The 14,310-nt window shown below is 34.8% G+C and carries 11 protein-coding genes; 4 read left to right on the forward strand and 7 right to left on the reverse strand.

Features of this window, described 5'->3' with window-relative positions:
• Window positions 1-17: 17 nt before the first annotated feature.
• The 4 genes from BKM63_RS20910 to BKM63_RS20925 all read right to left on the reverse strand — a co-directional run bounded on the left by BKM63_RS20910 (window position 18) and on the right by BKM63_RS20925 (window position 4,586).
• Window positions 18-809, reverse strand: coding sequence for a gluconate 5-dehydrogenase (locus BKM63_RS20910; RefSeq protein WP_071638530.1), 792 nt, complete (start codon window positions 807-809; stop codon window positions 18-20).
• A gap of 5 nt (window positions 810-814) precedes the next feature.
• Window positions 815-1,654 (reverse strand): 5-dehydro-4-deoxy-D-glucuronate isomerase, encoded by an 840-nt coding sequence (gene kduI, locus BKM63_RS20915; RefSeq protein WP_083572304.1) that lies wholly within the window; start codon window positions 1,652-1,654, stop codon window positions 815-817.
• A gap of 99 nt (window positions 1,655-1,753) precedes the next feature.
• The gene (locus BKM63_RS20920) at window positions 1,754-3,070 is read right to left on the reverse strand and encodes an MFS transporter (protein WP_071638532.1); all 1,317 of its coding nucleotides are present in this window, start codon (window positions 3,068-3,070) and stop codon (window positions 1,754-1,756) included.
• 46 nt (window positions 3,071-3,116) lie between these two features.
• Entirely contained in the window at window positions 3,117-4,586 is a 1,470-nt protein-coding gene (locus BKM63_RS20925; protein ID WP_071638533.1) for an MFS transporter, read from the reverse strand.
• Between the two features lie 398 nt (window positions 4,587-4,984).
• Here BKM63_RS20925 and BKM63_RS20930 point away from each other — a divergent pair, with 398 nt between their 5' ends.
• On the forward strand, window positions 4,985-5,926 hold the full coding sequence (locus BKM63_RS20930) for an alpha/beta hydrolase (RefSeq protein WP_071638534.1): 942 nt from the start codon (window positions 4,985-4,987) through the stop codon (window positions 5,924-5,926).
• Window positions 5,927-6,011: 85 nt separating this feature from the next.
• Here the strand turns inward: BKM63_RS20930 and BKM63_RS20935 are convergent, their stop codons facing one another.
• From BKM63_RS20935 to BKM63_RS20945, 3 genes are all read right to left on the reverse strand, one after another.
• The gene (locus BKM63_RS20935; protein ID WP_071638535.1) at window positions 6,012-7,442 is read right to left on the reverse strand and encodes a PepSY-associated TM helix domain-containing protein; all 1,431 of its coding nucleotides are present in this window, start codon (window positions 7,440-7,442) and stop codon (window positions 6,012-6,014) included.
• Window positions 7,443-7,516: 74 nt separating this feature from the next.
• The gene (locus BKM63_RS20940; protein ID WP_071638536.1) at window positions 7,517-8,758 is read right to left on the reverse strand and encodes a DUF4374 domain-containing protein; all 1,242 of its coding nucleotides are present in this window, start codon (window positions 8,756-8,758) and stop codon (window positions 7,517-7,519) included.
• A gap of 26 nt (window positions 8,759-8,784) precedes the next feature.
• A complete protein-coding gene (locus BKM63_RS20945) occupies window positions 8,785-11,184 on the reverse strand; it encodes a TonB-dependent receptor (protein WP_071638537.1) in 2,400 nt (799 codons plus the stop codon).
• Between the two features lie 107 nt (window positions 11,185-11,291).
• Between BKM63_RS20945 and BKM63_RS20950 the strand changes: the two genes are divergently transcribed.
• From BKM63_RS20950 to BKM63_RS20960, 3 genes are all read left to right on the forward strand, one after another.
• Entirely contained in the window at window positions 11,292-12,323 is a 1,032-nt protein-coding gene (locus BKM63_RS20950) for a helix-turn-helix domain-containing protein (protein ID WP_071638538.1), read from the forward strand.
• 656 nt (window positions 12,324-12,979) lie between these two features.
• Window positions 12,980-13,294, forward strand: a complete 315-nt coding sequence (locus tag BKM63_RS20955; RefSeq protein WP_071638539.1) for a hypothetical protein — start codon at window positions 12,980-12,982, stop codon at window positions 13,292-13,294.
• A gap of 226 nt (window positions 13,295-13,520) precedes the next feature.
• Entirely contained in the window at window positions 13,521-14,210 is a 690-nt protein-coding gene (locus tag BKM63_RS20960; RefSeq protein ID WP_071638540.1) for a hydrolase, read from the forward strand.
• Window positions 14,211-14,310: the final 100 nt, after the last annotated feature.

The raw sequence follows: 14,310 nt of genomic DNA on the forward strand, positions 1-14,310 counted from the left end.
AAAATATAATTTGAGAATTATTCTTCGTTTGAAGGTTTTCCGATAGTTGCCAGTATACCGCCGTCAACATATAAAATGTGCCCGTTAACAAAATCACTGGCCTTTGAAGATAGAAATATAGCTGCTCCGGCTAAATCTCCAGGATCTCCCCATTTTGCAGCCGGCGTTCTGCTGATAATAAAATCGTTAAACGGATGCCCGTCAACTCTGATAGGTTTTGTTTGTTCTGTAGCAAAATATCCAGGCCCGATTCCGTTGATCTGAACATTGTATTTTGCCCATTCTGTTGCCATGTTTTTAGTCAGCATTTTTAAGCCTCCTTTTGCAGCAGCATAAGCAGAAACCGTATTACGGCCCAGCTCACTCATCATAGAGCAAATATTGATTATTTTACCTTGTTGTCTATCGATCATTCCTTTTGCAACATGCTTAGAAACGATAAACGGACTTACCAGATCAATATCGATTACTTCTCTAAAATCTGCAACTTCCATTTCAAGAAGCGGAATTCTTTTGATAATTCCGGCATTGTTGATTAAGATATCAATTGGCCCAACTTCATTTTCGATTTTCTGAACAGCCTCAATAACTTCTTTTTCTTCGGTTACATTAAATTTATAACCCACTGCATTAATTCCTTCGCTTTGAAGTGCTGCAACAGCATCATCAATTTTTTGCTGAGATGAATTTCCGTTCACTACAATTGTAGCTCCGGCCTGACCCAGTCCTTTTGCCATTGCCATTCCAAGTCCGTGTGTAGAACCTGTGATAAGGGCAACTTTTCCTTTTATATCAAATAAGTTTGTCATAATGCTTATCTTAAGTCTGTAATTTTACAAACATCCATATCTCCATAATCCAGATTTTCACCTGCCATTCCCCAGATAAAAGTATAATTGCTGGTTCCTGAACCTGAGTGAATAGACCAAGGCGGAGAAATTACAGCCTGATGATTGTTCATCCAGATGTGTCTTGTTTCCTGAGGCTGTCCCATAAAGTGACAAACCGCTTGATTTTCCGGAATATCCAAATAAAAGTACACTTCCATTCTGCGATCGTGTACGTGTGCCGGCATTGTATTCCAAACACTTCCGGGTCTCAATTCTGTCATTCCCATCTGCAATTGGCAGGTTGTTACCACGCTTCCAATAATCATTTGGTTTACTGTACGGTGATTAGCCGTTTCCATTGTACCCAATTCTAATTTATTTGCTTCCGCAAGGCTTACTTTTACCGTTGGGTAAGTGGTGTGAGCCGGTGCAGAGTTTAAGTAAAATTTAGCAGGATTACTGCTGTCGTCACTTTTAAAAATTACATCTTTATTACCGCTTCCAATGTAAAGCGCATCTTTAAAACCCAATTCATAAGCAGTTCCTTCTACTATAACAGAACCGCTTCCTCCAACATTTATAATTCCCAGCTCTCTACGCTCTAAAAAATAAGGCGCTTTAAGCGGATCGATTGTTTCTAAAGCCAAATCTCCTTTTACCGGAACTGCAGAACCCGCAATGTATCTGTCATAATGCGAATAAACTAATACAACTTCATCTTCCTGCATTAAATCATCAATTAAGAATTCTTCTCTTAGCTGCTGCGTATCATATTTTTTTACTGCTTCTGGGCTTGACGCGTATCGTGAGCTATATTTTGTCATAATTTTTATTTTAATGTAATCGATTGCACAAAATTAATTTTTTATATTGAAAAACCATAATTCAAACCAAAAATTATTTCACTCCAAATCATTTTTTCTTTATAATTCCACTTTTTTCATTCTCGGAACCAGAATATGCATGATCAGCCAGGCTAACAAATAAGAAGCTCCACAAATACAGAACATAATAAAATATCCTGTTTCTATTTTGCCTATTTTAGTATAATACACAAACATGTTTTTCTGAACCACTAATGTCAATAATATACCGCCAAGCGCACCAAACATTCCACCCATTCCTGTAACCGATGCCGTTGCCTTTTTTGGAAACATATCTGAAACAGTTGTAAAGATATTGGCACTCCAGGCCTGATGTGCTGAAACCGCCAAACCAATAACCAAAATTGCAAACCACATATTTATTGTTCCCAGATATTGTGAAAACAAAACCGGAAGAACAGCAAATGCATAAAGCAGCATGCTTGTTTTGCGAGCTTTGTAAGCTGGCCAATTATTGTTTATTAATTTTAACGGAAGCCAGCCTCCGCCAATACTTCCAACGCTTCCTATCATATATACCAGCGCACAAGGCCAGATAATTTCTGTTGCCGTAAGTTTGTACTGCTTCATCAAAAAATCCGGAAGCCAGAACAAATAAAACCACCAAACAGGATCTGTCAATAATTTACCTATTGCAAAAGCCCAGGTCTGGCGAAATGACAACAATTTGATCCACGAAACTTTTTCTTTCGATTCTTCTGTAACTTCCTCAACTCTATCAGAAGTAATATATTCTAATTCTGCCTGAGACAAGCGTTTCTGTTTTTGTGGTACTTCATAAAACAAAAACCATAAAGCCAGCCAGATAAAACCAACTATACCAGTTAAAATAAAAGCCCACTGCCATCCATATGTTTCTGCAATAAAAGGAACCGTTAAAGGTACAATTATAGCACCAATATTACTTCCTGAATTGAAAATCCCCGTTGCTAAAGCTCTCTCTTTCTGCGGAAACCATTCGGCTGTTGCTTTTATTGCCGCAGGAAAATTTCCAGCCTCTGTTACTCCTAAGAACACACGGGCAATTAAAAATCCTCCTGTTCCGGTTGCCAGCGCATGTCCAATTGCCGCTAAGCTCCATAACCCTGTTGCAATTGCATAACCCAATTTCGTTCCTAACTTATCAATAATTCCACCTGCAACCAGCATTCCTAAAGCGTAAGCAATTTTAAAAGCCAATTCAATATTAGAATAATCAATTACTTCTTGTTCCGGTGTCCAGTGAAAAGCTTCTGCCAAACAAGGCCGAAGGTAACTTATTACATTTCTATCCAGATAATTGACAGTTGTAGCAAAAAACACTAAACTGCAAATAGTCCATCGGTATTTTCCTATTGCTGCATCAGCTTGGTTCATTTGTGGTTTTGGTTTAGGTTGGTTAGTTAGTTTTAAGAAATCCTGGTTAGAGATCTGTAATCGGTCTGTACTTTGGAACCAATGTTTTCATTACAATCCAGCCCGTTAAGTAACAAACTGCACAGATAGAAAATATGATAAAATACCCTGCTTCAATTCCTTTAAATCCCATGAAAGCCATATTTGTCTCTTTAGCATGATCAAACAAAACTCCTGATCCTTTATTGATCAAAGTTGATCCAACTCCACCTGCTAAACCTCCAATTCCTGTAATAGTTGCAATCGCTTTTTTAGGAAACATGTCTCCTACTGTAGTAAAAATATTAGCCGACCAAGATTGATGCGCAGCTCCAGCAATTCCGATAATAATTACCGGAATCCAGTAACTAATATATCCTAATGGCTGTGCTATTAAAGCTAATAAAGGAAAAAATGCAAAAATAAGCATCGCTCTCATTCTTCCTTCGTATGGGTTCATTCCTTTTTTTTCTACGAAATAAGTAGGAAGCCATCCGCCAATGATAGACAACAATGTAATCATATACAACACAAATAACGGCAGGGCAGCTTCTGTAGAATCCATTCCGTACACGGAGCTTAGGTAAGCAGGAGTCCAGAATAAGAAAAACCACCAAACACCATCTGTCATAAATTTACCAAAAGCAAAAGCCCAGGTTTGTTTGTATTTAAAGCAGTCTACGAAAGAAACTTTTGTTTTAGTTTCAGGCACATACCCAACTAATTTACTGTCCGCAATATCGTCCTGTTGAATATAAGCTAATTCTTCTGCACTTACTCTTGGATGTCTTTCTGGTTTGTCATACATAAAAATCCAAAATCCCATCCAGATAAAACCCAAAGCTCCGATGATGATAAAAGACATCTCCCATCCAAAAGATTTTGCAATAAAAGGAATTGTTATAGGAGCTGCCAATGCACCTACTGTAGCACCAGCGTTGAATATACTAGTCGAAAAAGCCCTGTCTTTTTTAGGGAAGTATTCTGCAGTAGTTTTAATTGCAGCAGGAAAGTTTCCAGCCTCACCAACTGCCAAAATAAAACGTGCAAAAATAAATAATGTAACACTTACATTAATTACCAATGCAGTATCGCTTACTGTGCTGATTATTTCTTTTGAACCATGAAATCCTACAAACCATTCGCCTGTAATAATTCCTGAAGTTGCAATTCCGCAAAATGCATGAAGACAAGCACCTATAGACCAGATTCCGATTGCCCAAAGAAAACCCTTTTTGGTATCTAACCAATCTACAAATCGTCCTGCAAACAATAAAGAAACGGCATAAAAAATAGAGAAAAGAGCAGTAATATTTCCGTAATCGTTATTTGTCCAATGAAACTCCGGTGCAATAAAATCACTCCATGTTAACGAAAGAACTTGTCGGTCCAGATAATTAATTGTGGTTGCAAAAAAGAGAAGCGCACATATACTCCAGCGATATTTTCCTGCGGATTTAATGGTTTCATTTACTGTAACAGCATCGGTTTGACTCATGGTAACGGTTTATTATAGTTAGATATTTTTTTTTGGAAAATCTATACATAATACGCATAATTTAAACACGTTAAAATCAACATATTAAAATTATAAAATTGTAATAATGTAATCGATTGCACAAATATAGTTTTTAATCTTTATATTCCAAATAAATTATATAAAAAATTATTTTGCGTATTTAAATTAACATATTGCTTAAAAAAAAGAACTCAAAATTACACATTAAACAATATATTTGTTAAAAGGCAACAGGTGAAATTCATCCGTATTTGGGGGTAAAATTGTCCCTAAAACAGGTCGTTTTGAAATACTTTTTACTTACCTTTCCTTTTTGAAAATGAATTTTATCAAAAAAGCACACAAGCAACTGAATACTAATTAATTATACTTTAAAATTGAAAAATACAAAAAATCAATATTTAAGAAAAATCGCTTTAAATATTATGCTTTTATCAGGAATACTATTTCATGCCAATGCGCAAAACCAAGTAATTACACTGTGGAATAAAGTCCCTGATGAAGTAAAATCCGCAGATTACAAAGAGAAAGAAATAATGACGGACGGAAAGGTGCAAAGTACCAGTTTAGTTACAATTCCAACCCTGACGGCATTTTTCCCGGCCGTTACTAAGCCAAATCAAACTGCTGTTATTATTCTGCCTGGAGGCGGTTACCAGCATCTGGCCATTGACAAAGAAGGAACAAAAGTGGCACAATGGCTAAATAGTTTAGGAATTCCGGCTTTTGTACTAAAATACAGGCTTCCGAGTGATTTAATCATGAAAAATAAAAACATTGGTCCGCTGCAGGACGCACAGGAAGCTTTGCGTTATGTAAGACAAAATGCAGCAAAATGGAATATTGATCCAAACAAAATTGGAATTTTGGGCTTTTCGGCCGGCGGACATTTAGCTTCGACCTTATCTACTCATTATGATGACAAAGTTTATGAATCTGCTTATAAAGTAAGTGCCCGACCTGATTTTTCTCTTTTGCTTTATCCTGTAATTTCAATGGAAAACCAGATAACGCATAAAGGTTCTCAAACCAGTCTGCTGGGAAATAATCCATCTCAGGAATTAATAAACTCATTTTCTAACGAAAAGAAAGTTACGGCACAAACACCTCCTGCCTTTTTAATTCATGCAACAGATGATGCGACTGTTTTACCGGAAAACAGCATAAATTACTATTTGGCACTTAAGAAAAATGGAGTTGCAGCCGAGTTACATTTATATGAAAAAGGAGGTCACGGATTTGGTCTGGGCGTAAAAGACACAAGCAAATTCTGGACAAGAGACTGCGAGGAATGGCTTAAAGCAAACGGTTATAACTAAAAATAGAAAAAAGGCAAAACTTTAATAAAAGTTTTGCCTTTGATCAAAAAAAACAAAAAAAGAATTAAAAACCAATTTTAAAGTCTTACGCAGTAACTTCTTCTGCGATATTTTGTTTTGGAGCAGGAGTCGCTTTAGCCGTTATTTTTGGTTTAGCTGCGGGCGATTTTTTTCCAAATTTTTGTTTTCCCCACCAAATAATAAATCCGGTAATAGGTAAACTGGCCGAAATTAAACTGGCCAGAAAAGCAATGATTTTTCCTGTAAGCCCCAGTACACTGCCCACATGAATATCATAATTCATTCTGCGGATTTTGTCTGGGATGTTAGCGTCTATATATCTTCCTGAAAAAGGTGATTTTATAGAAATTTCTTTTAAAGTCTGCTGATCAAAATTATACCTGTCCATATTATAGTAGGTATTTCTTTGTTTGTAAATAAAGGCTCCAATAGGATCTGCAGGTTTTGCAGGAATAGAAATCAGGATTCCGGCAGCTTCTGGATTTTCTTTTTTCATTTTCAGTAAAACCCTGTCCGCTGTAGTGATATTAAAAGTTTTAATATTGGTTGTGTCTGATTTTGGAGATTCACGGCTTTCTACCAAAGGTTTTCCTCCTGATGTAACCCAATATAACGATTTACTCCACCAGCCAAAACTCCATACTAAACCAGTAACAGCAATAAAGAAAAGAAAAATACAGCTGTAAAAACCCAGCACATTATGCAAATCATAATTGACACGTTTAAAACTGGCATCCATTTTTATTTTAAAACTTTTGTTAATGATAGACTTAATCCATTTGGTTGGCCACCAAAGCACAATACCCGAGATTAAGAGTATCACAAAAATTATAACTGCTACACCCACAATTGGTCTTCCTATATCATAAGGAAGCCATAAAGCACGGTGTCCGTTTAATATCCAACGGAAGAAATCAGGCGAATCGCCTCTCGAAAAAGATTTTACATTTAATATTTCTCCTGTATAGGGATTCATATAAATGCTGGTAAAAACACCGTTTCTTCTCTTTCGTGGCTTTTCTTCTTTTTTACCTTTTCCCTTCTCCTTTTCCTTATCTTTTTCTTTCCCTTTCCCCTGTACTTTTAAGTCAGATTTTCCTTTTTCACCTTTTTCTCCGCCTCTTTTATGTTCTCCTTTTCCGCCTTTCTCTTTATCTTCTTTTTTTTCAATAAAGTATCCCACAATAGCCGCTTCATCTTTTGATCCAAAAGTAACGCTGGTGGCATGATTGCCTTTCATGGTTTTATCTGCGATTGTCACCAGCTGAGAGGGAAGTAAAAAAGCTTTTTCCTGTGGTTTTACATAACGCCAGTCTTCGATAAAATCTTTAATTTCATTTTCGAAAACATAAATACAGCCTGTAAGGCTGACAATGACTACAATAATTCCGGATGCTAGTCCGAGCCACAAATGCAGCCAGGCCATAACACGCTTAAAAAGCGATTTTTTACTTTTTTTCTTAGTATTGGGTTTTGGTTTGGAAGAAGAAAACATATTTTTTGATAGATAAATAGGATAAATAAAAAAACCGTAAGTCCCCGCCAAAAGACTTACGGTTTAAAAAATTATTAATATTTTAATTTTTGGATAGCAGTAATTTGTCCGCCTTCCACTTTCATACCTTGTGTAGCTGCACCAGAAGTACCATTGATAGTATAGATCCAGTTACCATCGGGAGTATTTACACCAAGAACAGCTGAATTTCCATCTTCTGTTGTAATATTATAACGAGTAGTAGCATTTGATAATACTGCAGGCATACCAGTAACCCACTTGAAGGTTTGGTTGTACACATCAGCAACAGCTAACCTAACAGCTCCTGCATTAGTTCCTGGAGTTCCGTACATTAATAATAAGAACTTACCATTTGAAATATAACTTGTTGAAGAGATTTTATATCCTCCGGATTTTTCCTGAACGTTAAAGAAGTAAGATTTGTCAAATTCTGTAGTACCTTTATTAATTTTAACAACAGCCGAAGGTTTTGTAGAAGTAACTACGTTATTAGATGTTGCAATAGCGCCAGAAAATCCATAAGCATCTCCTTTTTCATCCTGAAACAATCCATTAGTAAAATAAGCTCCTAAGTAACTTGTACGGTCATCTTTAATCACTTTTTCTAATTTTAGATCTGGATAACTATATACAGCTACCCAAGTACTATCTGCATGTCTTGATCCAAAAGTATCCGGAGCAATACCATTAATTTTCATGTAAGGCATAAATACTTTATCTCCCACCTGAGTTGCCCAGGTAAAATGAGCTCTTTCTGCTAAATCCGGATTTTTATTTCCAATTAAAAGTCTGGTATCTTGTGACACTGTTCCTGTAAGTATTGATTTTTCCGCATCAACTTTATACATATATGAAATTGAAGCACCGCTTCTAGGTACTTTTACCATTAAAATATCTTTGTTAACTGGTGCAAAAACCTGAACTGTCTCTGCTTGGAAATTTGAAATTTTAGTTAAATCTCCATTCGCAGTTAAGCCGTAAGTAGTAACAGCTCCCGGATTTCCCTGACCGTAAAGGAAACTAAAAAACTTGTTTTGTGTTGATAAATAATAACGGTAAGTACCGTCTTGTTCTAGTCCGTTTCCTTGTGTTGTTATTGATCCTGTTGAAATATCACCAGCTGTTAATAGATAATCAGCTACACCTTGCGCTCCTGTAGTAACTGTAACTATATATTTTGTTTTTGATGTATCTCCACTAACGTCTCCTTTCGGCGCATCGTCAGAACTTTCACAAGAGGAAAATGACAAAACCAATGCAGCTAATAGTAAAGGTAATTTGCTAATTGTTTTCATAGTATTAATTGTTTTATATATTAAAATTATTTATTCGATTTATTAAAGAAATATCTAAATTTCACATAAAAGGCACGACTTGGCTTTTGAAGCGAAAAGTTATCAACGAGTTCGTTATCCATTAAATTTTGACACTCCAATGCCACGTTATATTTTCCGTTAGCCATAGTGTAAACCACATTTAAATCATGCTTAAACTGTACAGGGATATCATGCTTTCCAGACGATGTACCACTGCTTGGCCAATACAAATAATAAGAATGCACATAAAGAAGATTATAACCTGCAGATAAATTATTCCCTTTTTTAAATACATCATTAAAGAAAAGCGTCGCGTCCAGATTCCCAAATAAATAAGGAATATTAGGCAATCTGTCTTTATAGATATAAGACACATAATTTTGTTCTGGCTGAAATTCTGTTCTGTTACGAATATTTTGATAAGTCATATTAAGACCAGAAGTGAATCTTTTTTTATAAGAATATCGAATCTCACCATCAATTCCCTGAGTTCTTACATTGTCTTGGTTTGTAGTTACATATTTGTTTTGGTTATTATTAAGCTCTGTACGAATAAAACCAGTAGTATTACGATATATTCCATTAATATCAAATGACAAGGCATTAACCGCATTAAAGCTGGTTTGATAACTAAGTCCCAAATTAAAATTGTTACTGGATTCCGGGTCTAATTCTGTATTACCTTGTATATTTTCGTTTGGATCTCCAAAAATTTCAGTCGGAGTAGGTAATCGATAGGACTTTTCGTAAGAGGCTTTTAATTGCAGATTTTGCTTTAAATAATAACTGCTTGCTGCTCCATATCCTAAAACAGATAGATTGTCAGTGAGTTTGCGATAAGCGACATCCCCCCAATTTCCTGAAGGATTATAACTAAACATGTAAGTACTTTTTAAATTATAATCTTTAAAAAACACAGAAGTACTCCATTTTTCATTGTAGTCAAATTTATAGCCCGCCGCTAAAATATTTTTTTGTGTTTTTTGAGGCTGTTGATAGGTTACAGATTCGGGATAAAGTTCATCACTTCCTTTACGATCAAAAGTATTGAAAGTGTTATTTAACATAAAAGAATGATGTTGTCCTATAGCATAAGTGGCATTGAAAGTGGCTACTCCGTTGTTATTTTTAAATTTATAAAGGGATCTTCCGGCTTCTCCTCCCGGACCATCGTTTGTTGTATATTGCCCAAACCAATTGTATCGTCTATTTACAGTATCTACAGTTTGTTCATAACCAAAATTAAAATTTCCCGTTACATCCACATTCAGTCCTTTTGTAAACAAATCTTTTACCTGATATTTTAAAGTAGGCATTAAAGTATTCCCGCGTCTATACCTTTCACCAAAAACTGCTGCCATTCTGGCTCCGGTTTGAATATCGGCCTTATTTTGTCCGGCTGTAAAACCAACCATTAATTTATCGGCATATTTTTTACCCGTAATTCCAATATTAAAAATTACTGTTTCATTATGGTAATTATCATGAAATCTTCTTACTCGTTTTTCTGGATAATATTTACCCGTTTCTAAATTTTGGCCTTCAGCATTTACCCAGTAATTATTATCCGAATAATTTTGAAAGGCATTAATTTCTGTAGTAAAACCACTTTTTGAAGTATAGCCTGCGTTTACAGCAGTTTTAAATGTGTTGAATGATCCAAAGGAATAAGAAGCATCCACATATGTACGAGGTTTGCTGTTCGTTACAATATTAACAGCTCCTCCTAAAGCATCACCGCCCAGCCAAATGGGCACCACACCTTTATAAACTTCTACACGATCAGCCAGATTAATTGGAATATTATTAATTTGAAAAGATGAACCAAAATTATCCATCGGCACACCATCAATAAAAATTTTAATTTGGTTTCCGGAAAAACCATTAATCGATAATTCTGATCGGGATCCTACTCCGCCGGCTTCACGAAAACGTACACCTGATACTCTATCTAAGGCATGTGCCAGATCTAAAGTAGAGTTATGCAGTTTTTTTGCATCGACAGCTGTTACATTATAAGCTTGCTTATTGATCTTATTAACTGCCGAACGCCCTATTACGGATACACTTTCCAATTCGTTTAACTCATTTTCTAATTTTATAGAAAGGTTAACATTGTTATTATTAGGCGAAACTTCTATATGCTTTTTGAAGTTCGAAAAACCTATTGCGGAAATTTTCAAAGTATACTTTCCGGGCTTGACATTCTTAAAAACAAAATTTCCATTGTCATCAGAAATCACACTTAAGTCAGTTTTTTCTACAACAATCGTAGCATACGGAATTGTTTGCCCAGATTTTTCCGCAACCTGTCCGAATATCGTTAAACCTTGTTTTTGCTGGGAAAATGATAAGAACGTGGAAAGTAAAAATAAAATAAAAAATAAAAATTTGTGAGTTGTCATATCTTTAATTAGACTAATTATAAATAACTTTGGCGCAAAAGTACCATCAACTGCATTAAAAAAGTTAGGGAAAAACGGATTATTATTTTGTAAAAACGGATTATATTTTGAGAATCAAATCGACACTATCAGCCCACGAAAAACCAATATTTACCATAGAAATCTCCGATCAATATCATGCCGGCAGTATTTTAAAAGAAGAAAATATTGATATAAAAAACGAAGACTCCGAAGAAATAAAAAGTCATATCCTATCTACTGACGGAATGGTTCTGATTGATACTCAGATGTGTTTTTCGAAACCACAGACAGATATATTTGAAATCAGCGAGGAATGTGTTGTGATGGATTTTATAAGCTGCAGTAATATAGAAACTCAAATTGACCAGTTAGAAAGTGAAAAATACCTTAGGGAAAATACCCATAATATTTTTTACACCACAAAATTTAGAGGAACTTTTAAAATTCCGGCATTCGAAAGGGTAAATTATCTTTCCATAATTTTCTCAAAAGAATTTTACTATAACATTATAAACGAAGACTGGAAACTTCACGAAAAGTTTTCAAAAAACATACTTTTTAAAAAGTCAGGCTATTTAACTTCAAAGTACATTCCGTTTACGCCTTCTATTCAATGGGTGCTTTCTGAAATAAAAAACTGCGGCCGCAATGGAGCATTGAAAAAAATGTACATCGAAACAAAAATTCGGGAACTTCTTATCCATCAGCTCGAATCTATAATTACACAGCCTCAGGAGAAAGATCGTATAGACGAAGAGGATTATGCAAAACTACAGCACGCAAAGCAGATTCTGGAAAAGGATTATGTTCATGCTCCTTCCCTATCAGAACTGTCCAGAATGATTTCGTTAAACGAATTCAAACTCAAAAAAGGCTTTAAGGCTTGTTTTGGAACCACTGTTAAAAGCTATATCATTAAACTCAGAATGGAATATGCCAAAGAATTATTTAAAGAAAAAACATCTACCGTAAGCGAAGTTGCTTATAAATGCGGTTACAAGGACATTTCACATTTCTCCGCCGCTTTTAAGAGTTTCTATGGTTCTTCTCCACAAAAATTCAAAAGCCATTTGGAGTTTATTTACTTCTGGATTTCGGGATTATTCTTGTTGGGTTAAAAAAAAAGGTTTTTAGATTAAGTTATATCAATAACAAAACCTAAAAACCTAGAAAAAAATTGGACATTGCTGTATAATTACAAATTCTACAAGTTACCCACGATCAAATGAATATGTCAAATTTTCAAAATTAAAAATCGTCTCTCCAAAAACATTTTTAACTGCAGAAACCTTTAGAAAATAATTAAAAAGGTAAAACCATATTCTCAAGTTTCTACATGGCAAAGCTAAAGGCTGTTTTTCAAATTTCTATACGGTTTTCCACATTCCAATAAAAGATTTTTTCATTTTGTGCCTAAGTAATTAAGGCTCTACGTGTCTGTAATTTTAAATCTCTCGTATTTAACACATTAAAAAAATGTCTTCAAAAACAAGACAGCTGTTTTTCTTATTCTAGATTAAGCCGCTCATTTTAACTTACCCAATATCTTTGCCAGACAAATTACAAGTTCTGTCAAAAACTGAAATTAAAAAGAGTAGAAAAACTTAGAAACTTAGCCGCTAAGAACCTTAGAAACTTTCTTATTCTAGATTAAGTTGAAGCAAAAACAAAACAAATAAATTTGTAAAGTAAAATCATAAATTCTGCGGCACTGAAATTTCAAAGTAAAAAACCTAGAACCTCAGTATTTTAGAATCTTAGAAACTTAGAAAAAATGAAAACACTTGAATTCTTATTACTTGGAAAAAACGAAGCGATCCTGGCCATTTTACTTCGCCTTGTAAATGCTTACGAAGATTGGAACGCTGTTTCTTTCAACAATGAAGCAGAAGCTCAGGAATATTTTCAGCATCACAAAATCGACGTTGTTCTTTTGAGTTCCGGAATCGAAGATCATATCGAAAAAGAGTTTACTTTATTTTGCTTAAAACAACAGCCAGACGTAGAAGTAATTGAACATTTTGGCGGAGGAAGCGGTTTATTAAAATCAGAAATTCTTCACCGTTTACATCTAAAAGGAAAAATTTAGGTACCAGAAATTTCCTTTTTAAAAATTCACTAAAAGCTTTAGAATAATCCATTCACGAATATCCAATTTTTATTGACGATATATCGTTAGGCTCACTATTGCCTTTTCTGAAAATCCTTTTAAAATCAAGACATTACAAACAAGGCATTTAATTTGAATGCAAAACACTGAAAATCAAATACAAAATATTTTTAAACCTTTTAATTAACGACAAAATCACATTATCATGAAAAAATTAATCCTTACAGCAGTTTTATTAGTAGTAACATTCATTGGGTTCGCTCAAAAACCAAGTCCATCATTATTAGATCCGTCAAATCACACTTTAGTATTAATCGATTACGAAAGCCAAATGGCATTTGCAGTAAGCAATATTCCAATCGATCAGCTTAGAAACAACACGGCATTAGTAGCAGGAGCATCTAAAATATTTAAAGTTCCCACTATTGTAACAACCGTTGCAGAGAAATCATTCAGCGGACCTGTTTTTAGAGAAATTGAAGAATTCTATCCACAAAAAACTTCCAACTATATCGATCGTACCACAATGAATACCTGGGAAGATGCTCCGGCACGTAAAGCCATTATTGCAACAGGCAAAAAGAAAATTGTTTTTGGCGGTTTGTGGACAAGTGTTTGTATCGTTGGGCCGGTTTTATCAGCTATCAACGAAGGTTATGATGTTTATGTAATTACAGATGCAAGCGGAGACGTATCTAAAGAAGCGCATGAAATGGCCGTAACACGTATGGTTCAGGCTGGTGCTCATCCGGTAACTTCATTGCAGTATTTATTAGAATTACAACGCGACTGGGCTCGTCAGGAAACTTATGTACCTGTAACAGATTTAGTAAAAAAATATGGCGGTGCTTATGGTGTAGGCGTTCAATATGCTCACGAAATGTTAAAACACTAATTCTATTCTAAATTAAAAATTGAGAATTAAAAATTAAAAAAGTTTAAACCTTTTAGTTGTTGTAAAACTATTTTAAAGTTTAAAAACCAGTTTCTATCTT

It is taken from the genome of Flavobacterium johnsoniae (assembly GCF_001879205.1).
Taxonomy (GTDB): Bacteria; Bacteroidota; Bacteroidia; order Flavobacteriales; family Flavobacteriaceae; genus Flavobacterium; species Flavobacterium johnsoniae_A.